General features: G+C 67.2%; 18 protein-coding genes and 1 pseudogene. 8 read left to right on the top strand and 11 right to left on the bottom strand.

Going from position 1 to position 19,208, the window contains the following annotated elements:
* Positions 1 to 39: 39 nt before the first annotated feature.
* The gene (locus ACYQ1L_RS02725; RefSeq protein ID WP_460002731.1) at positions 40 to 2,238 is read right to left on the bottom strand and encodes a carbohydrate-binding module family 20 domain-containing protein; all 2,199 of its coding nucleotides are present in this window, start codon (positions 2,236 to 2,238) and stop codon (positions 40 to 42) included.
* A gap of 303 nt (positions 2,239 to 2,541) precedes the next feature.
* The gene (locus ACYQ1L_RS02720; protein WP_460002730.1) at positions 2,542 to 3,252 is read right to left on the bottom strand and encodes a lysophospholipid acyltransferase family protein; all 711 of its coding nucleotides are present in this window, start codon (positions 3,250 to 3,252) and stop codon (positions 2,542 to 2,544) included.
* A gap of 363 nt (positions 3,253 to 3,615) precedes the next feature.
* Here ACYQ1L_RS02720 and ACYQ1L_RS02715 point away from each other — a divergent pair, with 363 nt between their 5' ends.
* On the top strand, positions 3,616 to 3,996 hold the full coding sequence (locus ACYQ1L_RS02715; protein ID WP_460002729.1) for a helix-turn-helix domain-containing protein: 381 nt from the start codon (positions 3,616 to 3,618) through the stop codon (positions 3,994 to 3,996).
* 60 nt (positions 3,997 to 4,056) lie between these two features.
* On the top strand, positions 4,057 to 4,572 hold the full coding sequence (locus tag ACYQ1L_RS02710; RefSeq protein WP_460002728.1) for a PIN domain-containing protein: 516 nt from the start codon (positions 4,057 to 4,059) through the stop codon (positions 4,570 to 4,572).
* 143 nt (positions 4,573 to 4,715) lie between these two features.
* Here the strand turns inward: ACYQ1L_RS02710 and ACYQ1L_RS02705 are convergent.
* Together ACYQ1L_RS02705 and ACYQ1L_RS02700 are read right to left on the bottom strand one after the other, a co-directional pair.
* A pseudogene (locus tag ACYQ1L_RS02705) lies at positions 4,716 to 4,829 on the bottom strand (SDR family oxidoreductase); the annotation flags it as partial.
* 39 nt (positions 4,830 to 4,868) lie between these two features.
* Positions 4,869 to 6,061 (bottom strand): IS3 family transposase gene (locus ACYQ1L_RS02700; protein ID WP_460002727.1). Its coding sequence is split into 2 segments (ribosomal slippage): positions 4,869 to 5,774 and positions 5,777 to 6,061, totalling 1,191 coding nucleotides; the frame shifts between segments, so codons are not numbered across the junction.
* A gap of 152 nt (positions 6,062 to 6,213) precedes the next feature.
* Between ACYQ1L_RS02700 and ACYQ1L_RS02695 the strand changes: the two genes are divergently transcribed.
* Positions 6,214 to 6,603 (top strand): hypothetical protein, encoded by a 390-nt coding sequence (locus ACYQ1L_RS02695; protein WP_460002726.1) that lies wholly within the window; start codon positions 6,214 to 6,216, stop codon positions 6,601 to 6,603.
* A 41-nt stretch (positions 6,604 to 6,644) separates the two neighbouring features.
* On the opposite strand, the gene ACYQ1L_RS02690 is transcribed toward ACYQ1L_RS02695, so the two are convergent.
* Positions 6,645 to 7,238, bottom strand: coding sequence for a cadmium resistance transporter (locus ACYQ1L_RS02690; protein ID WP_460002725.1), 594 nt, complete (start codon positions 7,236 to 7,238; stop codon positions 6,645 to 6,647).
* 138 nt (positions 7,239 to 7,376) lie between these two features.
* Entirely contained in the window at positions 7,377 to 8,042 is a 666-nt protein-coding gene (locus ACYQ1L_RS02685) for a Chromate resistance protein ChrB (RefSeq protein WP_460002724.1), read from the bottom strand.
* 1,078 nt (positions 8,043 to 9,120) lie between these two features.
* Here ACYQ1L_RS02685 and ACYQ1L_RS02680 point away from each other — a divergent pair.
* Positions 9,121 to 10,080 carry a LysR substrate-binding domain-containing protein gene (locus ACYQ1L_RS02680; RefSeq protein ID WP_460002723.1) on the top strand — a complete coding sequence of 320 codons (960 nt, stop codon included), beginning with the start codon at positions 9,121 to 9,123 and terminating at the stop codon, positions 10,078 to 10,080.
* 471 nt (positions 10,081 to 10,551) lie between these two features.
* Here ACYQ1L_RS02680 and ACYQ1L_RS02675 read toward each other — a convergent pair whose 3' ends face one another.
* The 4 genes from ACYQ1L_RS02675 to ACYQ1L_RS02660 are packed head-to-tail and all read right to left on the bottom strand — an operon-like array spanning position 10,552 to position 14,108.
* Complete coding sequence (locus ACYQ1L_RS02675; RefSeq protein ID WP_460002722.1) at positions 10,552 to 11,694, bottom strand: amidohydrolase; 1,143 nt, start codon at positions 11,692 to 11,694, stop codon at positions 10,552 to 10,554.
* On the bottom strand, positions 11,687 to 12,358 hold the full coding sequence (locus ACYQ1L_RS02670) for a DUF1028 domain-containing protein (RefSeq protein ID WP_460002721.1): 672 nt from the start codon (positions 12,356 to 12,358) through the stop codon (positions 11,687 to 11,689). Before ACYQ1L_RS02670 ends, ACYQ1L_RS02675 begins: the two co-directional genes overlap by 8 nt.
* On the bottom strand, positions 12,355 to 12,792 hold the full coding sequence (locus ACYQ1L_RS02665; protein WP_460002720.1) for a RidA family protein: 438 nt from the start codon (positions 12,790 to 12,792) through the stop codon (positions 12,355 to 12,357). The genes ACYQ1L_RS02670 and ACYQ1L_RS02665 overlap by 4 nt, the downstream gene beginning before the upstream one ends.
* On the bottom strand, positions 12,789 to 14,108 hold the full coding sequence (locus ACYQ1L_RS02660) for a flavin-containing monooxygenase (protein ID WP_460002719.1): 1,320 nt from the start codon (positions 14,106 to 14,108) through the stop codon (positions 12,789 to 12,791). Before ACYQ1L_RS02660 ends, ACYQ1L_RS02665 begins: the two co-directional genes overlap by 4 nt.
* A 213-nt stretch (positions 14,109 to 14,321) precedes the next feature.
* Between ACYQ1L_RS02660 and ACYQ1L_RS02655 the strand changes: the two genes are divergently transcribed.
* The gene (locus ACYQ1L_RS02655; protein WP_460002718.1) at positions 14,322 to 15,686 is read left to right on the top strand and encodes an MFS transporter; all 1,365 of its coding nucleotides are present in this window, start codon (positions 14,322 to 14,324) and stop codon (positions 15,684 to 15,686) included.
* Here ACYQ1L_RS02655 and ACYQ1L_RS02650 read toward each other — a convergent pair.
* The gene (locus ACYQ1L_RS02650) at positions 15,652 to 16,530 is read right to left on the bottom strand and encodes a LysR family transcriptional regulator (protein ID WP_460005747.1); all 879 of its coding nucleotides are present in this window, start codon (positions 16,528 to 16,530) and stop codon (positions 15,652 to 15,654) included. The two genes, ACYQ1L_RS02655 and ACYQ1L_RS02650, sit on opposite strands and share 35 nt — an antisense overlap.
* Positions 16,531 to 16,649: 119 nt before the next feature.
* Here ACYQ1L_RS02650 and ACYQ1L_RS02645 point away from each other — a divergent pair, with 119 nt between their 5' ends.
* The 3 genes from ACYQ1L_RS02645 to ACYQ1L_RS02635 all read left to right on the top strand — a co-directional run bounded on the left by ACYQ1L_RS02645 (position 16,650) and on the right by ACYQ1L_RS02635 (position 19,192).
* Positions 16,650 to 17,537, top strand: a complete 888-nt coding sequence (locus tag ACYQ1L_RS02645) for a PfkB family carbohydrate kinase (RefSeq protein ID WP_460002717.1) — start codon at positions 16,650 to 16,652, stop codon at positions 17,535 to 17,537.
* Between the two features lie 74 nt (positions 17,538 to 17,611).
* On the top strand, positions 17,612 to 18,520 hold the full coding sequence (locus tag ACYQ1L_RS02640; protein WP_460002716.1) for a pseudouridine-5'-phosphate glycosidase: 909 nt from the start codon (positions 17,612 to 17,614) through the stop codon (positions 18,518 to 18,520).
* Positions 18,521 to 18,589: 69 nt separating this feature from the next.
* Positions 18,590 to 19,192, top strand: a complete 603-nt coding sequence (locus tag ACYQ1L_RS02635) for a phosphoribosylanthranilate isomerase (protein WP_460002715.1) — start codon at positions 18,590 to 18,592, stop codon at positions 19,190 to 19,192.
* Positions 19,193 to 19,208: the final 16 nt, after the last annotated feature.

The raw sequence follows: 19,208 nt of genomic DNA, 5'->3' as shown, positions 1-19,208 counted from the left end.
CGGGGTCGGGCGCCGTGCAGCCGGTGGGTTCAGCCCGGACTACTTCCAGGTGTCGTTGAGCGTCACCGAGCCGGACGATCCGGTGGTGTAGCTGCGGTTCGATCCGCTCTCCCAGGTGACGGCGCCGTTCGCGTCCTTCACGATGTACTTGTACTGGAAGGCGGTGGACGCCGGAATCGCCACGGTGGTGGACCACACGGGGTACGACGCCGGGTCCATCTTGATGGCGGCGCCGGTGTTCCAGCTGCCGAGCGCCGGAATCGATCCGACCACGTACACATTGCTGCCCCAGGTCGTCGTCTCGTTCTCATTGAACGTGACGGCGACGGTGGGCGCGGGCGGCGGCGTCGCCGTGGTGCCGTTCAGCTGATCCGTGAGGGAGGCGGTCGCCCCGCTGCCCGTGGTCGCCGTGTGGTTGCTGCCGGACTCCCACGTGACGGTGCCCGATGCGTCCTTCTGGATGTACTTGTACTGGATGGCGGTGCTCTGCGGCAGGTTCACCGTGGCGGTCCAGGAGGACCCGGACTGCGTCATCGGGATCGCCGACGCGGGCGCCCAGCTGCCCAGCTCGGCGATGGATCCGACCAGGTACACCGGCGTCGAACCCGTCTCGCCGTTCACGGTGAACGTCTCCGCGACCTGGCCGGCCGTCGGGGTGGGCGTGGGCGTCGGCGTGCTGCTGCCCGTCGGAGTGGGGGTGGGCGTCGCGGTTCCGGTCAGGCCGTACAGGGCGACCGCGTCCTTCGCGGGCACCGTCACCGAGGCGTTGCCGCTGCCGTCGACCGTGATCGACGCGCCGGTGCAGGCGCCGGTGGAGGCGGTGTAGTCGCCGTGGATCACGTCGCAGTAGCTGCCGGCCGGAAGACCGGTCGTGAACGTGCGGGTCTGCGCGGAGGTGCCGTTGTTGATGGCCACCCAGGCCTTGCTGCCGCGGCTGAACGAGATGAGGTTCGCACCGTCGCTGTACCAGTTCGCGACGGCCTGCCCGGTGGCCGCGTTGTGCCAGCCGACCATGTTCGCGATGCCCTGGTTCCGGTCGGTGCAGTACCAGCCGTTCGCGCAGTCGGTGTCGGTGACGAACCCGTTGGCGTCGGCCGGCGGGGAGTCGTCGGACGAGTTCCAGGTGAAGCTGGCGTACACCTGCGGCGTTCCGTACCCCCATGCGAGATGGAAGACGTTCGCGAGCACGTACGTCGATCCGGCCTTGTAGTTGAGGCTCGACCCGTTCCGCTCGGTGTCGTGGTTGGTCACCATCGTGCCCGAGGAGGCGGAGGGCTCGATGCCCCAGCTCTGCCCCAGCGTGGCGAGGTTCGCGATGTTGCCGGTGAACTGGTTCTTCAGTGCGGTGGCGTAGGTGAACTCGATCACCTGACCCATGCCCTCGTAGGCGCTCGGCGCGAGGCCTCCGGATCCGCCCGGCATGACCTCCTGCAGCACGTACGGACGGGATCCGGTCCACGTCGTGTTGTGCACGCCGCTGAGGATCGCGGACAGGTCGTTGGCGTTGATGTGCTTGGCAGCGTCGAGACGGAAGCCGTCGACGCCGAGGTCGACGAGCTGGTTCAGATAGGCGGTCTCGGTGGAGCGGACGTGGCTGCTCTCGGTCTTCAGGTCCTCGAGCGACACGAGCTCGCACTCCTGGACCTGGGTCTGGTTGTTCCAGTCGTTGATCGCGAGGTTGCTGTTGGGGCAGTCGTTCGGATAGGCGTGGAAGTCGCTCGCCGTGTAACCGGGCTGCGCGTAGGAGTGCGAGGATGCGCTGAAGCTCACCCCGCCGTAGGAGTCGGTCGTGGTCTGGTTGTCGCCCGCCATGTGGTTGAGCACCGAGTCGACGTAGACCTTGACCCCGGCGTTGTGGCAGGTGGTGACCATGTCGGCGAACTGCGCCGCCGTGCCCATCCGGCTGTTCAGGTCGTAGCCGACCGGCTGATAGACCTCCCACCACGGGTGCGTCGACTGGTTCAGCCGCACGGAGTCCTGCGGCGGAGCCACCTGCACGGCGCCGTAGCCCTTGGGGCCGAGGACGTTCGTGCACTCGGCGGCGACCGAGTGCCAGTTCCACTCGAACAGGTTGGCGACGACGTCGCCGCTGTTCGGCGTGCTCGCCTGCGCTGCTCCGGACATGGCGAGAGGGACCAGGGCGCCGACGGTCAGCGCGCCGGTCAGGATCCAGGCGGCACGGGTGGCCGTGGTTCGTCTCGAGGGCGCGTGCGCGACAGCTCTGCGGTCGAGGGGCATCGTTGCTCCATCCAGTGCGGGCCGAGGTGTCGTCGCACGGCGGAGGCGGGGCGACGATGCCTGGCAGGTGATCTCGCCCACGGGATCGCGGGCGCGGACACCACAATGAGGCACGAGAGGTACGGCGTCAAGAGAAACTTGGAAGCGCTTGCATTTCTCGGCCGGAGTGAAACACGCTGTAACAGCGCAATTCTGCGGCGCGCGACCGCACTCGCGGACACAATGCGGAATTCACTGGGTTCGGGATTGCAAACGCTTCCATGAATCCTGCGCCCGCCTCGGACCAAACTGGGCGGCGTCGCCTCAGTCCCGGGAGGTGGCGTTGACGCTTCCCGATCGTTCCTGGCCGCTGAGGCGGGCGATCGCGGCCATGAGCCGCTCGGTGATCTCGCGCCGGGCTTTGCCGTCTGCGACGCCGTCGAGATCGGCGAGGTCGAGCGGCTCGCCGAAGCGCACCTCGAGACGCGCTCGCCCCGGGAGCAGATGGCTCAGCGGCTTGGCCGTGCCGGTGCCGATCAGGCCGACGGGCACGACGGCGGCGCCGGTGTCGCGCGCCATCCACGCCGCGCCGCCGTGACCGTCGTGAAGCCTCCCGTCACGCGAACGGGTTCCCTCCGGGAACACCGCGAAGACGCTCCCGGCGCGCAGGATGCCGGCGCCTGCGTCGAGCGCGGCGCGCGCGTCGCGGCCGGTCGCACGATGCACCGGGACCCCGCCGATCGAGCGGAAGAACCAGCGCCTGAACCTGCCGAGCGTCCCGGTACCCGTGAAGTACGACGCCTTGATGAGGAACTGCACCGGACGGGCGGTGGAGGTCGGGATGATGACGGTATCGAGCGATGCGAGATGGTTGCTCGCCAGGAGCACAGGCCCGCTCTCCGGGACGTTCGCACGACCGATGATGCGCGGGCGGTACAGCAGCCAGAACAACGGCCGCAGGATCGCCCGCCCGACGAAGTAGACGACGCCGGGCCGTGGCGCAGGGGTGGAGTTCGGCAGAGCGGGCACAGTCACCTCGAATGAGCTCCCGAGTTTCGCTGCGATATCCGGTAGCCGAAGAATAGCGGCTCATCTGGGAAGAGTGGCGGAGACGGAGGGATTTGAACCCTCGGTCCCCTTGCGGGGACTCCACCTTAGCAGGGTGAAATCGGCCATACAGGCGATCTGCGCCCTGAAGCGAATTCATCCGGGGAATCATGCGGGATTACCTACAAGATCAGGTAATTTCACCCCGACCGACGGCCACTCGTGACGCACTCTACACACGCAGGACTCACCGAGATTCGGGGTCCTCAGGATGCTCGGGGACACCTGGGGGACACCTGGCGCGAATCGGAACCGGTTGCCGTTATTGCAGATGGGAGTATCGTGGTGGACATGGCAGCACATGCTCTCGCGACCGCGCTCGACCCGGTCGACCCCACCGTGCGCGCCGACGCGAAGAGCCTCGCGGCTCGGCTCGTCGGTGACACCCCGGTCGAAGCTGCGGTGCGTTCCATGCTCGACGATGTCGCCCACGGGGCGCGGATCGTGGTGCTGCGGGCCGAGGACGAAGTCACACCCGCTGAGGCCGCCGAGCTCCTCGGCGTGACCCGCCAGTTCGTCGACCGCCTCTGCGAGGATGGCGTGCTCCCTTTCCGCCGTCTGCCCGGCAGCCGGCACCGCCGCATACGCGTGCAGGACGTCCTGGATGTCGCTACCGAACGCGAACAACGACGCGCCGGCGGCGACGCGCTGCGCGCCGCACTCGGCGCATAAAGGATGGCGCGTCAGCAACGGGTCTTCATCGACACCAGCGAGCTGTTCCCGTTCACGATCATGGACGTGCTGCTCACCCTGTCCGAGGACTTCCTCTTCACCTGGGTCTGGACCGACGAGCTCCTGGACGAGTGGGAAGACGTCATCGTTCGCGAAGGCATGCGGACACCTGAGTCCGCGCACTCGGTCACGGATGCGGTGCGTGCGCATTTCGGTCGCTACCGGATCGACCCGGGTCTGTATCGCGACAAGGTCACCGATGACCTCTCCCCCGACCCTGGCAATCGCCTCCACGCCGCGGCGTGCGTGTACGGCGGCGTCGACGTGCTGCTCACCCGGAACCTTAAACACTTCCAGTCTCCGGCCATCGCTCAGGCCGGGGTGCAGGTGATGACCTCAGACACTTTCCTGAGCACCCTGCTCACCCGCCGACGCGCCGCGGTGATCGAGTCCTTCAACCGTGCAGCGGAAGCCAAGAACAACCCGCCCGTCACACCCGTCCAGCTTGCCGACAGGATCGCCGCCGCAGGCGCACCCCGATTCGCCGAACGACTCCGGCCCCACCTCTCACGCTGACACGCAAGGGGACTGTCAGGATAGCGGTGGCGGGCGATGACACCGTCGCCGGCAGCGAACACATACGGGAGCCTCGTGTGGACCAAGGCCCCCGAACAGATCCTCGCAAAAGCGAACCGTCAACCAACTTCAGAAACGCGATACTAGTCCATAAACGCGCCGCCGTTCACAGCGAGGGCTTCGCCCGTGATGAAGTTCGCATCGTCAGACAGCAGGAACGCCACGGCCTTCGCGACATCCCGCGGTCTTTCGAGCCTGCCGAAGGGACTGCTGCACGGATAGGTGACAGGTTGTAGTCACGCCGCCAGTGCGACGGTCGTGTTCATGATGGTCTCGAACTCGATGGGCGTCAAACGGCCCAGGCGGGCCTGGCGTCGGCGACGGTGGTAGGTCCGTTCGATCCAGGTCACCATCGCGATGCGGAGTTGCTCGCGGGTGGTCCAGGTTCGGCGGTCGAGGACGTTCTTCTGCAGCAGCGCGAAGAACGATTCCATAGCTGCGTTGTCTCCGCTGGACCCTACTCTGCCCATGCTCCCGACCATGCGATGCCGGCTGAGGGCGCGGAGCATCTTCCGGCTTCGGAACTGAGATCCCCTGTCGGAATGCACGATGCATCCGGCGACGTCGCCGCGCATCGCAACAGCGTTCTCGAGGGCTTGGACGGCCAGACGGGACTTCATCCGGGAGTCGATCGAGTACCCGACGATCCGTCCCGAGTAGACGTCCTTGATGGCGCAGAGGTAGAGCTTGCCCTCCGCGGTCCGGTGTTCCGTGATGTCGGTCAGCCACAGTTCGTTCGGCGCCTCCGCTGTGAACACGTGCCGCACACGCCCGTCCTCGTCGACGACCGCGCACAGGTCGTCGTGGACGGGAGGGCCGGGTCGGCGGCCCTTGCCGCGCTTGGGCTTGCCGAACGCGCTGAACCAGCCGTTACTCGACGCGATCCGCCACGCCGTCCGATCCGACATCGCCTCTCCGTTGTCGCGGGCCTCGTCGGCGAGGAGCCGGTGCCCGAACTCGGGGTCGTCCTGGTGCGCGTCGAATAGCGCGTTCGCGCGATACGCCTCCACCACCTCACTATCGGTGATGGGGTTCGCCAGCCAGCGGTAGTAGGGCTGGCGGGAGAGCTTCAATACCCGGCACGTCACCGTCACAGGAATCCCTGCGGCGGCGAGCTCCGTCACGAGCGGGTAGAACCTTTTCCCGGCAGGTTCGCCTGCGACAGATACGCCGCCGCACGCCGCAGGACCTCGTTCTCCTGTTCGAGGAGCCGGTTTCGCTTCCGCAATTCGCGGATCTCGGCCGCCTCGGTTCGGGACTGGCCGGGCTTGGCTCCCTCGTCGATGTCGGCGCGACGCATCCACTTCTGCAACGTCATGGGGTGAACACCGAAGTCTTTCGCGATCTGCTCGATCGTCACACCGGGCTCACGATTTCGCGCGACGCGCACGACATCGTCACGGAACTCAGTGGGGTAGGGCTTCGGCACAGCAACATCCTTCCAGGCCGCCCTCCCAGGGCAAGTCAGATCAGATGTCACCTACTCGTGCAGCAGTCCCTTCCTCACGCCCTGCTCCGATCAGATCCGTCTCGCATCTCTTCTGCGGAGTGGAGCCCGACCGTATCGCCAGATTCGAGATGATGGCGATCATGCTGATCAGCGATCTCGGCATGCGCGCTGTTCGGCGAAAAAGCCTCACCGAGCCGTTCCTCGACATCGATACGTCGACGCCGATGGGACAGTCTGTCATCGGCATCAGGGCGGTCCTAACCCAACTGCGTTTGACACCATCCGCGAGAACACGACCCTGCGGTCTGGAGTACCCCCTCCCGCAGGGTTGTGTCGGCGGACGCTCCACAGTCCTGACGTCCGATCGGATCGCGGCCCTACTCGACATGAGCGTCGGCAGGAAGGGCGTCGGTGACATCGAGCAACTACTCAGCGCTCTGTTGCTGATCGATGGTCTCTCCCGTCACAGGATCAATCATCTCGATGACATCGGTCATCGCCTTTCCTCCCGATCAGGCTAGAACCAGATACACCGTTCATCTGACATCCAGACCCGGCCGATTCACCATGGGAGGACGCCTGACTTGGCGAGGATGACAAGCCCGAGGATGCAGAACACGGTGGGGACGAGCCATCCCTCGATGTTCGCGATTTTGAGCACGACCCGCGGATGCGAGACGATGAGTCGGCCAGCGAGGAGCCAGACGCCGATCAGGACCACGAACACGACGAGCGTGAGGATCGTGTCGGCGGTCGGCAGTGCGCGGAACAGAGGCGTGTAGACGGCGATGTTGTCCGCACCGTTAGCGACAGTGACGCCGATCACGCCGAGCAGCCCACCTGGGTTGAGCACCGTCGCTCTCTCCTGCTCGGTGCGGGTGCGGTGGCGGAAGTACTTCACGAAACCCCAGACCCCGAGTCCGAACGGGATCAGGCCGAGCAAGCCCGTCCACCGATCCGGGACGACCGCCAGACCGAGCGTAGCGAGCAGGCTGGCCGCGATCAACGTTCCGACGCCGAGGTACTGCCCGGCGACGATCTTCCACGTGTTCAGCGCACCGCGTCGTGCCGCCAGGAAGAACAGTGTGACGACGATGATGTCGTCAACGTTCGTCCCGGCGAACGCGCCGGTCGCGGCGAGGATAGTGGTCAACACCGCGTCTGACGCTCCTGCCGGGTTATGACGCGGATGCGCCCGGAACGACCGGAACGCTCCCGCCACCGTGGCAGTCGGTGACGCCAGGCTGGGAAGCACGACCCCGTACGCGCGTTCTCGACTGGCAGGCCGCGCGGCTCACCCATTGGGGACGTCCGCGGCGTGGACGGCTGCGGCGAACACCGCGAGCACGTTCGCGCACTGCTCCAGCGCTTCCTCGGCCGCCGCATGACCTGCCGCGTCCGGGCGGTCACGGGCGCGGGCGCGGGCGCGGGCGCGGACCTTGTCGTACCAGCCACGGAGCTTGGTGAGATCCTCGTCATCTTCCTCGAGTTCCCCATAGGTGAAGTGCTGCTTCGCGGTCTCTTCTTCTATCTCTCGGAGGAACCCCTGGCAGCGGTCGTCGATCTCCTTATAGTCGTCATCCCGAGCCGTGTTGGACACCGCCACCATGTCGGTGCCGCCGGCGATCGGATCGGCGTTCAGCAGCTGCGCCGACCCGCCGTCCACACTGGCAATCTGACCGGATCGTGCGCGGGAGCAGCTCGACTCGGGCGAGAGGGACGCTGAGAGCAAGACGCAGTGCGGCATCGTAGATGCCGCACACTTGTCGATGGTCGTGCCTTCCCCGAACCGGTCGTCACCGACGTGCGGGGCGCGCTGAAAGTACCGCGCATGGCGGCCACAGAACCGGTAGTAGTTCGTCGATGCCGAGAACTCAGCGCATGCCTGTTCGTCGTCGACGATGAGGTCGCGGCCAGCCAGGAGCGCGACCTCATCGTCCACAGACAGGCTCTGCTTCACGCTGCACCCCGAGAAAAAAGAGGCCCCTCCCATTTGAGCTTCAGGGAGAGGCTTGGGAGGGGATCGATTGGTTCAACCCTATCGCGAACGACTGAAGGCGCACCAGTTCGAGCTGCACACCGCGCTTCGATTGCATCCACCCAGTTCCATGCCGCGGATTCGCTGCTCATTCGCGATCACCGCGGCCGGTGATCAGTCGGCGGATCCCCGCGGTGCCGCTCAGCCGAGGCGCGCGGGAGCGAGTCGGAGGCAGCTCAAAAGTCCGCGTGGAAGATCACGTTCCGGGGCAGCCCGCCGCGGAGGGCGACGGCCTGCCGCAACACGTGCTCGACGAGGTCAGTATGCATGGTGTCGGCGACGTGACGGAGGCCGAGGGCCGGCTGGTGTGCCCGTCACGGACCACGCACATGTACACCCACTTCTCACCCCCGCGTCCTGCAGGTCCGCAGGGGTCCGCGGCGCCCCGTACGTGCCGTCCGACGCGGTATGGAAGCCGACGAGCTGCGCGGTCAGCGCGACCGTCCGCTGCTGCCGGGGGGGGCGGGCCCGCCGCGACCCGGGCACGCCATTCGTAGAACCGCCGACGGTCCACATCCGGCAGCCAGCACATCCGCGAGACGTCGACGTCGTGTTACTGGTCTTCTCCGCCTCGATCACCGCGAACCGTTCCTCGGGTTCTGCTTCGACGCGAAGAAGGCCGCCACATTTCCCAGGAACTCATCCGCCCCGTATCGATCACCATACGGCGCGGCCTCACGCCGATACTCAGGCGTATGCGTCGCCCTCTTCTGCTTGCTCGCGCCCATCACAGACAACCTCCCCGACAAGCCCGCGAAATGCGGTCTCGCCTGGTCAGTGTCCGGGATCCGGGGTCAACCTCAGTGTCCGGGAATCGGGGGGTCGACCTCACGAACGCGGCATTGGAGGTTCCCCAGCGGACACCCGCAGGAACTTCGACGCCCCGAGCGAATCGTCTTCGAAGGGCTCAGTCTCCGGGAACGTCGAAGATCTGTAAAATGACAATCGTCACAGAACTGCATCTGCTGAGCCGATGCAGTCTCAACGCACGGAGGCAACGATGAGCGTCAAAGCCGACGTCACCCTCGCCCAGCTGCGCTACTTCATCGAAGCCGCCACGCACCTATCGATGACGCGCGCCGCGGAAGAGATGTTCGTCGCACAGTCGGCCGTCTCGTCGGCGATCGCAGCGCTCGAGCAGCAGGTCGGAGCACAGCTCTTCATCCGACAACGGTCCCGCGGACTCGTCCTCACGCCAGCCGGACAACAGTTTCTGGGAGACGCGCGCGCACTGCTGTTGAACCTGGATGAAGCCCTCGACACAGCACGTGGCATCGACAATCAAATCCGAGGCACCATCCGGATCGGCTGCTTCGTCACCCTCGCCCCGTTCATTCTCCCGGCGATCGTTAGCCGGGTGCATTCGACCCACCCGCACGTCAACATCGAGGTCGATGAGCTCGACGCCGATCAAGCTCGGACAGCGCTCAGGAGCGGACGGGTCGAACTGGTCGTCGGCTATGACTTCGGCTTCGGCCACGACATTCGAAAGACGATCCTGTCGAACGCGCCACCGCACGTTGTTCTGCCGGCGAACCACCCGCTCGCAGCGTCGCGGCAGGTGCTTCTACGTGACCTGGTGCACGAGCGGCTCATCCTCCTCGACCTCCCTTACAACAAGGAGTATTTCCTCGGTATCCTCGCTGCCGCGGGGGTTCAACCCGATATCGCGCACCGCTCGATGAACTACGAGACCGTCCGCACGTTCGTCGCTCATGGCCACGGGTACTCGATCCTGAACCAGCATCCCGTGCACGATGTCAGCTATGACGGCGAACCGTTGGTGACCCGTCCCATCGCTGACGAAGTCCCTGCGCTCCCCGTGGTACTCGCCGCGCTACGCTCCGTTCGGACCACCGCCCGTGCGCGGGCCGTCGGGGACATCGCCGCGCAGGTCGTCACCGACACTCTTCAACCGTCCAGGAATCCCGGTAGTACGGCGTCGCGACCTCGCACTTGACTGTTCGAGGATCAGACCTGTTGAATCCAGGTCGCCGGCTTGTGCACCGCGCTGTTGCCGGATGCCGGCGCCGGCGCGAGCTTCGACACGGTGATTTCACCGACAAGCGCAACGTCTCGGCAGACACCGGACACGTCCACTGTGAGGGTCTGCGCGGTCGGTCGCATGAGTCGAGGGCTCGAGCGGGGGGTCGTCGTGATGCGCCATCACGAGGTCGGCCAGCCGGAGCAGCGCCTTACCTCGCTTGGCCCGCCCATGTGGCTCCACGCGCTGGCCTCGAACACGCGCCGGGCGCGGGCGACTGCAGCGACGACGCCCTGCTCGGAGCCAGCGGCGAGATCTGCCCGGCGGGGAAGACAACCGAGGCTTGTAACTGCGATGGTGCGGCCGTCCGCGGCATCCGCCCGCCGCCCGTCGATGGCGTGCGCGCAGGCCCGCTCGGTCCGCTGAAGTGGGTCCAGTCGATGGTGGTCATGATTCCTGCGTTCTGGTGGTGACGTCGATGGCGGTCCACGCCATGAGGACAGCTGCGTCCAGGAGGGCTCGATCGGCGGCGGGTCCGACGCATGCGGCGGCGAACTCCTTCTGATGGTTCGTGTAGGGCAGCGAGTCGACGCCGATGTAGGGATGGATCGCGGGCACCAGCTGCGACACGTTGCCCATGTCGGTGGAGGCCCGGTTCATGCGCCCCGCGACCGCGGGGTCGGCGAACACCCGACCGCGCAAGACCGCATTGGACCGGTAGGCGGCGAGCGCCCGCTCGTCGGTGCGGAACTCCGCGTACGGCTTGCTCTCGGGGGTGATGGTGAGCGTCGCCCCGGAGGCGATCGCCCCCGCTTCGAAGCACGCTTCGACGCGCTTCTCGAGGCGGGCGAGTTCCTCGAGCGTGTTCGCGCGCACGTACCAGCGGCCCTCGGTGTGCTCCGGGATCGCGTTGGGTGCGAAGCCGCCGACGGTCTGGATGCCGTGCACCCGGGTGTCGGGCGGCAGCTGCTGACGCAGCATCCCGATCGCGACCTGCGCCACCACGAAGGCGTCATTCGCGTTGACGCCCTCGTCGGGGTACGCGGCGGCGTGTGCGGAGACGCCGTCGTATTCCACGTGGCTGTGCGCCACGGCGAACGGTCGCGCCTCGGCGACGTCGACGGCGGCGGGATGCACCAGCATCGCCAGGTCGAGGTCGCGGAATGCGCCGGCGTCGATGAGTTCGATCTTGCCGCCGCCGCCCTCTTCGGCTGGCGTGCCGTACACCCGCACGGTGATCCCAAGATCGTCCGCGACGGAGGCGAGGGCCGCCCCCGCCCCGACCGCGGAGGCCGCGATGAGGTTGTGTCCGCACGCGTGCCCGAGCCCGGGGAGTGCGTCGTACTCGGCCATGATGCCGATGATCATCGGTCCACTTCCGGCTTCGGCCAGCAGTGCGGTCTCGTGGCCGAGGTAGGCCGGGGTGACGCGGAAGCCTGCTGCATCCAGCGCTTCGCCCACCCAGCCCGCGGCGCGGTGCTCCTGCCACGCGACCTCGGGGTGGGTGTGCAGGGTCTCGGACAGCGCGATCAATGAGGCGGATGCCTCGGCGACCGAGGCATCCACGGCTTGCTTGAGTCGCTCACTCATCGCCCGGTACTCCGTAGAAGGGTGCGACGGACGGGTCAAGGGCTCGGGTCACGTAGTCGTCCCGCTGCGGCATCCACACCGCGAGCAGGTGACCAAGCTCCGCGATCGGGTCGCCCTCGGTCCAGTCGACCCGCAGGTCGGTGACGCGCCAGCCGGCATCCCGCACCACCGACAGTCCCGCCGAGTGCACCGGGCCGGCCTCCCCGCCAGCCGCGACCGCGGCGTTCATCGCGGCGAGCAGCCGCACCTCGAGTTCGCCGGATGCCGCGGCGAACGCATCCACCATCAGCCGCGGGATCTCCGATGCGGCCAGCATGTTTCCAGCCGCCACCACCCCGGCGCCGGACGCGTCACCGAAGATGCCGAGCGCGCGGGGGCCCGAGTACGCTCCGGTACGGCCCGCCGCGTCCACGACCAGGATCTGCCGGAACTCGATGTGCTCGGCCGCACTCACGATCGCATCGAGCGCCTCTGCGGCGGGCAGACCGGCGTGCAGCCGCGCAAGCACGGCCGGGCCGAGCCGGGGGTCGGTGACGTTCTGCGAGTTCACTCCCCCGACGCCCTCGGCCAGATGCACGCAGCGAGCCGCGACAGCGGGCGACGACGAGCAGATCGCCGATCCGACCGCGCCGGACGCTTCCCGCGCGACGATCGAGAACGTCACTGCCCCACCCCGGCATCCGCCGCTGCCGAGATGACGGCGGTCGCGTCGATCTCGACAAGCCATTCAGGGCGGGCCAGCGCGCTCACCACGATCCCGGTCGACACCGGGAAGACGCCCTTCAACCACCGGCCCATGACCCGGTAGACGGTCTCGCGGTAGCGCGGGTCGATGATGTACACGACGACCTTCACGATGTCCTCGAGCGACGACCCGGCCTCTTCGAGCAGCATGGCGATGTTCGCCATCGCCTTCTCGGCCTGCGCCTCGACGTCGCCGATGCCGACCGACTCGCGGGTCTCGAGGTCCTGCCCGATCTGGCCGCGCAGATACACGACGCCGTTCGCGACGACCGCTTGGCACAGGTCGTTGTCGAGGCTCTGCTCGGGGTAGGTGTCCTTCGTGTTGAACGGGCGGATGCGGGTGTGGTTGGTCATCGGGATGCTCCGGTGGCGGCGAAGGGGGAGGTGGGCCGGTCGTCCGCGGCGGCGCCGCGAGACGTGGGGTGCTGGGCGTCGTATGCGAGGTAGCCGAGCTGGGTGTCAATCTGGTCGGCGATGTACTTGGCGTCGTGCCACACGCCCCAGATGAAGCTCGACCCGCGACGGGATTGCCACGGCAGGCCGAGGAAATAGACGCCGGGCTCTCGGGACACTCCACGCTGGTGGAGGGGGCGGCCACGCTGGTCGAACGTGTCCACCTCGAGCCAGCTGTAATCGGCGCCGAACCCGACGGCCCAGATGATGCTCGCAACACCCGCAGCTGCGAGGTCGAGCTGCAGGATCGGATGCATGACGCTGGCGGGATCCGGGCCGAGCAGGTGGGCCTCAGGTTCTTCGGGGAGGTCCAGACCGTTGCGCGCAACGAAGGCGTCGGCATCCTGCAGCAGGCCCAGGTAATCGGCGTCCCCGGCGGCGATGTTCGCAGCCAGGTCGGGGGCGAACGCCATGACCCCGTCGGCGTAGGCGCCCGCGCGACCGAGCAGGGTGATGCCGGATGCCGCCAGCCGGCGGAAATCGACCGTGCGGCCCCCGTTCGCGCCGGAGACCGCGATGGTCACGTGCTCGGCACCGGCGGCGGGGGTGGCGGCATCCCACTTGCCGAGCACACCCAGCCAGTAGCAGAAGTCCCGGCCGCGGTAGCTCCGCGGGGGCCGGGCATGCGGGCCGACGGCGAGGAACACCTCACGACCGGAGGCGCGCAGCTCGTCGGCGATCTGCACGCCGGACGACCCGCCACCGACCACGAGCACGCCGCCTTCGAGCAGCTGCGCCGGACGGTGGTACGCGCTCGAGTGCAGCTGGTGGAGGCCGGCGGCCTCGGGCACGACATCCGGGATGATCGGGATCTGGAAGGGACCGGTCGCCGCGACGACGTAGCGTGCATCGATCGTGCCCGCGCTCGTCTCGGCGCGGAATCCAGGAGCGCCGTCGTTCTTGCGCACCGAGGTGACCTCAACGCCGGTGCGGATCGCTGCCCCGTACTTTTCTGCGTAGGCCGTCAGGTATTCGGCGACCTGCTCTTTGCCGGCGAACGCGTCGGCATCGAGGTCGAACTCCATCCCGGGAAAGCGATCGTGCCACGCCGGGCCGTTGGCGACCAGCGAGTCCCAGCGCCACGGGCGCCACCGCTCGGCGACGCGACCGCGCTCCACGACGATGTGGGGCACGCCCCCACGCGTCAGATGCTCGCTCACCGCGATGCCGGCCTGGCCGCCACCGACAACGAGTACTTCCGTGTGCTCTGTTGACATCCTGATCTCCGTTGTTCGGTGCTTCTCCGCCCAGGGAACACGTTGTTTCGTTGCCGCGGTCCCAGGCCGTGAAGTTCTCTCGCTCTCTCACGTGGAGGAAACGACCTACGACGAGGAAAGCCGATAACACCTGCATCTGGCCAATACCGGATGTTGCGGAAGTAGATCTGTACAGCTGATGCCGGCTCCCCAGGAGTCGGCCGACGGGATGGGATGCCAGCGACACAGCCGATCTCGTCGCCTGAGACAAATAGACTCAGACAATCAATACGGTCCAATTCTGTATTGAGCCGTAGTAAACCGACACGTAGCGTGGTGGACGTGGCCGACACCGTCCTTTCCCAGAGAAGCCGCACTCGGCCAGGCGTTGTGGCACTGATGGGTACGCGCTACCTCGCGCTCGCGCTGATCGCCCGGCTCCCCTTCGCGATGATGGTCGTGGGCACGCTCACCATGACGGTGGAGCTGGGGAGATCGGTTGCCGAGGGCGGCGCGGTGTCGGCCGTCGCGGGTGTCGGCACTGCCGTCGGCGCACCGCTGCTCGGGCGTGCAATCGAGCGTTTCGGGCAGCGTCCAGTCCTCCTGGCGATCGGCCCCGTGTTCGGGATGCTGCTGGCCGGACTGGCGACGCTCGCGTGGCTCGGCGCGAGCACTGGTGTGCTTGTCCTCGTCGCAGCGCTCGCGGGCGTCGTCAGCCCGCAGGTCGCCCCCCTGTCGCGTTCCCGGGTCGCGAGCGCTGCCACGCAGCAGGATTCGGAATCGGGCCCGCTCATGGATGCTGCGATGGGTTATGAGTCGATGGCCGACGAGTCCGCCTTCGTGATCGGGCCGGTACTGGTCGGAGCGCTCTCCGTTCTGTGGGGCCCGTGTGCGCCACTCCTTGTCGCAGCCGGCCTCACCCTCACGACAGTCATCGCGTTCGCCCTCCATCCGACCGCGAGCGGACAGGCGATGAGCGCCGTCGCGTCTCCTGGAGTACGTCGCCCCCTCTGGTCCTTCCGGTTCATCCTCCTGCTCGCCGGGATGTCTTGCGTGGGTGCGATCTTCGGCTCCACGATCACAGCCCTGACACGCGCGATGGACGTCGCCGGTATTCCCGGCTGGACCGGTCTTGTCTACGGGCTGATGAGCATCGGGTCGATCCTGTCCGCGGCCTCACTGGCGCACATACCGCGGGGGATCCTGCCGCGCCGTGCGAGGTGGATCGTTGCAGGCGCTGTCGCGACTGCCGGACTGGCCGTCCTCGCCATCAGTCCCGTGCTGGTCTGGACCTGCGTCGGCCTCTTCGTCCTCGGCTGCGGCCTGGGCGCGACCCTCGTGAGCATCTTCGCCTCGACAGCCGAGGAGGTCCCCGTCAGTCGCCGCACGACCGCGTTCGCCATGCTCAGCGGCGCTCTGATCCTGACCCAAGCGGTCGTCATGGCCGCCGTCGGATTGCTCGTCACTGCAGAAGGCGCCGAGTCCGGCTATCTCGCGGCCGTGGGAGGTGGGGTGCTCCTGGTCGGATCCGCCGTCGCGCACCGCCTGCTGGCGTCAGATCGCGTCACTGGAGGAGTTGTGACGCCGTCGCGCGGATGAGTCGGATCGTGTCGTGCAGGCTCTCGCGCGGGTCGGACGCCCGGTAGATCATTTCCAGCGGGAGCTTTCCAGGCGGGTCCAAGGGGATGGCCACCACTTCGACCGGCAACGACGAAATCGCGGACCGCGGAACCAGCGAGAACGCCCGCCCCTCACCGAGCAGGTAACTCCTGGATCCCACGATCCGAGGTGGCGACACCAGGACCATCGGGCTGAGCCCACGGTCGTTGCACAGCGCGAGCAGTGCGTCGTAATACCCCGGAGCCTGCTCCCGCGACCAGAGCAGCAGCGGCAGATCGCCGAGATCTGCGAGGTCGATCGATTCTGAACCGGCGAGCGGATGCGCCGCCGACAGCACCGTCAGGAACTCCTCCTCGGCCAGCACCTCCTTGGTGAACCGCGGCGGTGGCGTCAGAAATCGGCCGATGCCGATGTCGGCACCGCGGCGCGCGACCTCCGCGACCACGGCGCCACTGTCTGATGCGATCTCCTCGATACTCGTGTCGACGGATTCGTGCTCCGCACGGCGGATGACCGCGGGAAGCAGTGCGTTCATCACGCTCGGCGATGCGACCACCCGAACCCGCTGCAGGCGCTCCGTGTGGAACAGGCGCGCCGTGTCCGTGAAGTGCTCCGCGGATTCCACCAAAGTGCGGGCGACCTCGATGAGGGCCTCGCCCGCCGGCGTCAGGCTCGCCGTGCGGGTCGAGCGTGTGAAGAGGCGCAAGCCGAGCGCCACCTCCAAGCGCTTCAACTCCTGACTTGCCGTCGCTTGAGCGATGTGCAGGGTCTCGGCCGCCCGGCCGAAATGCAGCTCGCTCGCCAGCGCCAAGAAGATCTCCACCTGACGCAAAGTGATAGCCATAGTCTAAGCCTATCAATTACCGAACTTTTCCACATTGTTTCAATCGCTGACCCTGGCTAGCGTTGACCGTATTGAAGCAAGAGAGAGCAGGAGCAAAGATGCTGGCTGTGGTGGGCGACCTGGTTGAAGACGTCATCGTGTGGCCCGCTGGCGCGCTCCGGCGCGGGACGGATAACCAGGCGGAGATCTATCGCACGCGCGGTGGATCCGCGGCGAACGTCGCCGCGTTCGCCGCGGACCTGTATCCGACGCGATTCATCGGCTGCATCGGCGACGACGCAATCGGTGAGCATGTCAGCCGGCTTCTTTCCCGAGCCGGCGTGGACGTGCGCGTACAGCGCCGCGGGGTCACCGGTACCATCGTCATCCTCATCGAACCGGACGGCGAGCGCACGATGCTTCCCAGCAGGGGCGCAGCGACGCGGCTCGAACGTGTGGTGACGGAGTGGCTGGACGGTGTCGAACTGCTCCATGTCCCTGCGTACTCTTTCGACGGCTCCCCGGTGCGCGAGAGCGTCGAGGAGATGATCGGGGTCGTGCGCGCTCGCGGAGGCATCATCTCGGTCGACGCATCCTCCACGCACGTCATCGAGAACTTCGGGGTCGACCGATTCCGGGCGTACATCGAGCAACTCGCGCCCGACTTCCTCATCGCGAACGCCGACGAGGCGGAGCTTCTCGGCTTCGGCAACGACATCACGACGCAGCGGATCCTGCTCGACAGCCCGTCGACGACCTTCGTCCTCAAGGCTGGTGCGCAGCCCACGCGCGTACTTCGCCACGGCACCCAGCCCCTCTCGATCGACGTCCCGCCGGTCGCGGAGATCCGGGATTCGACCGGTGCGGGCGACGCGTTCGCTGCGGGCTTCTTGAGCACCTATCTCACCACCGGGGACCTGGCCGCCTCCTGCCGCGGAGGTCATACCAGCGCGCAGGCCGTGCTCGGCTCCCCGGGAGCAACAGGCCCCATCCACACCCTCGGTTGACCAGCACCGCGGGCCGGGAAGCCATCCCGAGCGTGAGATCTGTACAGACCGCAACAGAGAAAGCAGGAAGAACAGTGAGCTCCATTCGCATCTCCGCCGAGGTTCGCGAGGCAATCGCCGCAGGCCGGCCGGTTCTCGCCCTCGAGTCGACCATTTTCACTCATGGTCTGCCGCGGCCGCGCAACTTCGAGGTGGCGATCGAGTCGGAGGCGCAGCTGCGCGCGTCCGGCGTGATCCCCGCAACGATCGGCGTGGTTGCCGGTGAACTCGTCGTCGGTCTTTCCACCGACGAGATCCAGCTTCTCTCGAACGACGATTCCGTCGTGAAGGCGTCGATCCGCGACCTGCCGATCGCAGCCGCGAAGAAGCTCAGCGCGGGAACGACGGTCGCCGCGACGGCGTACGCAGCACACGCGGCCGGAATCAAGGTGTTCTCGACCGGCGGTCTCGGCGGCGTGCACCAGGGCGCACCCCAGACCTTCGACGAGTCCGCGGACCTCGGAGCGCTCGCCAGCCTGCCGATCGTCGTTGTGAGCGCCGGCGTGAAGTCGATCCTCGACATCGGTCTCACGCTCGAGCGCCTCGAAACCCTCAACGTGCCGGTCGTCGGCTGGAAGACCACGGACTATCCGGGCTTCTACATCGCGGACTCCGGCTTCGATATCGAGTACGCCGTGGACAGCACGGACGAGATCGCAGCCATCGCCGCCAGTCGAGATGACCTGGGGCTGGCCTCTACGGTGCTGGTGGCCAACCCGGTCCCCGCTGACAAGCAGCTCGCCCCGGAGAAGCTCGAGGCCGTGCTCGTCGAGGCGCATGCCGCGGCGGCCGCCGCCAACATCGTGGGCCACGACACCACGCCTTTCCTGCTGGACTACATTCAGCGGGCGACGGGCGGGGAGAGCCTCGAGGTCAACATCAGCGTCTACCACAACAACGTCGCCCTCGGCGCCGAGATCGCCCGCTCGATCAGCGCCCGCTGAGAGGCGACGCCGAGTCGGTTCGGTGGCCTCGTCGCCTGGCGGGGCCACCGAACTCGAACAGGAGCTCAGATGTACGTGAAGATCTGCGGTCTCTCGACGGTGGAGTCCGCGCGCGCCGCCTTGAACGCCGGGGCGGACGCCGTCGGCATGGTCATGAGCCGCCGCAGCCGACGGAACGTCTCCGTACCGACCGCGCGTTCGATCGCAGACTTCGTCGGAAGCGCCGCGGATGTCGTCCTGGTCGTGGACGCACTCCCGGTCGACGAAGCGGCGTCACTCGCGCGCGAAATCGGCGCGGATGTCCTCCAGCTGCACGGCGATGCCTACGGCCCGCATGATTTCATCGCGGCCGGTGCAGTCATGCCGAGACTCTGGCGAGCGACATCCGCGACCGCACACGCAAAGTTCGAGGTCGGATCGTGGGGGGAAGAAGCCCTCCTCCTGGACTCCCCCGACCCCGGTTCCGGGGTGCGCTGGGATTCCTCAGACCTCCGGGTCGAGCCGGCGGGAAAGTGGCTGCTGGCCGGCGGCCTGAACCCGGACAACGTCTCAACGGCCGTCGCGTCGGCGCAGCCGTGGGGCGTCGACGTCTCCAGCGGCGTCGAATCCGCTCCCGGCGTCAAGAGCAACGCACTCATCGCCGCCTTCGTGACGGCGGCCAGAGGGAGCTGAGGTCCTTCGACCCTGG

Source organism: Microbacterium xylanilyticum (assembly GCF_054654695.1).
The sequence above is the reverse complement of the archived record's forward strand: the minus strand, read 5'-3'. Positions and strand labels throughout refer to the sequence as shown.

What these genes read in the sequence shown, in the direction of transcription:
- ACYQ1L_RS02725 (WP_460002731.1), bottom strand. Translation starts at nt 2,238, where the DNA reads ATGCCCCTCGACCGCAGAGCTGTCGCGCACGCGCCCTCGAGACGAACC.
- ACYQ1L_RS02715 (WP_460002729.1), top strand. Translation starts at nt 3,616, where the DNA reads ATGGCAGCACATGCTCTCGCGACCGCGCTCGACCCGGTCGACCCCACC.
- ACYQ1L_RS02710 (WP_460002728.1), top strand. Translation starts at nt 4,057, where the DNA reads ATGGACGTGCTGCTCACCCTGTCCGAGGACTTCCTCTTCACCTGGGTC.
- ACYQ1L_RS02695 (WP_460002726.1), top strand. Translation starts at nt 6,214, where the DNA reads ATGGCGATCATGCTGATCAGCGATCTCGGCATGCGCGCTGTTCGGCGA.
- ACYQ1L_RS02680 (WP_460002723.1), top strand. Translation starts at nt 9,121, where the DNA reads ATGAGCGTCAAAGCCGACGTCACCCTCGCCCAGCTGCGCTACTTCATC.
- ACYQ1L_RS02675 (WP_460002722.1), bottom strand. Translation starts at nt 11,694, where the DNA reads ATGAGTGAGCGACTCAAGCAAGCCGTGGATGCCTCGGTCGCCGAGGCA.
- ACYQ1L_RS02665 (WP_460002720.1), bottom strand. Translation starts at nt 12,792, where the DNA reads ATGACCAACCACACCCGCATCCGCCCGTTCAACACGAAGGACACCTAC.
- ACYQ1L_RS02660 (WP_460002719.1), bottom strand. Translation starts at nt 14,108, where the DNA reads ATGTCAACAGAGCACACGGAAGTACTCGTTGTCGGTGGCGGCCAGGCC.
- ACYQ1L_RS02655 (WP_460002718.1), top strand. Translation starts at nt 14,322, where the DNA reads ATGCCAGCGACACAGCCGATCTCGTCGCCTGAGACAAATAGACTCAGA.
- ACYQ1L_RS02645 (WP_460002717.1), top strand. Translation starts at nt 16,650, where the DNA reads ATGCTGGCTGTGGTGGGCGACCTGGTTGAAGACGTCATCGTGTGGCCC.
- ACYQ1L_RS02635 (WP_460002715.1), top strand. Translation starts at nt 18,590, where the DNA reads ATGTACGTGAAGATCTGCGGTCTCTCGACGGTGGAGTCCGCGCGCGCC.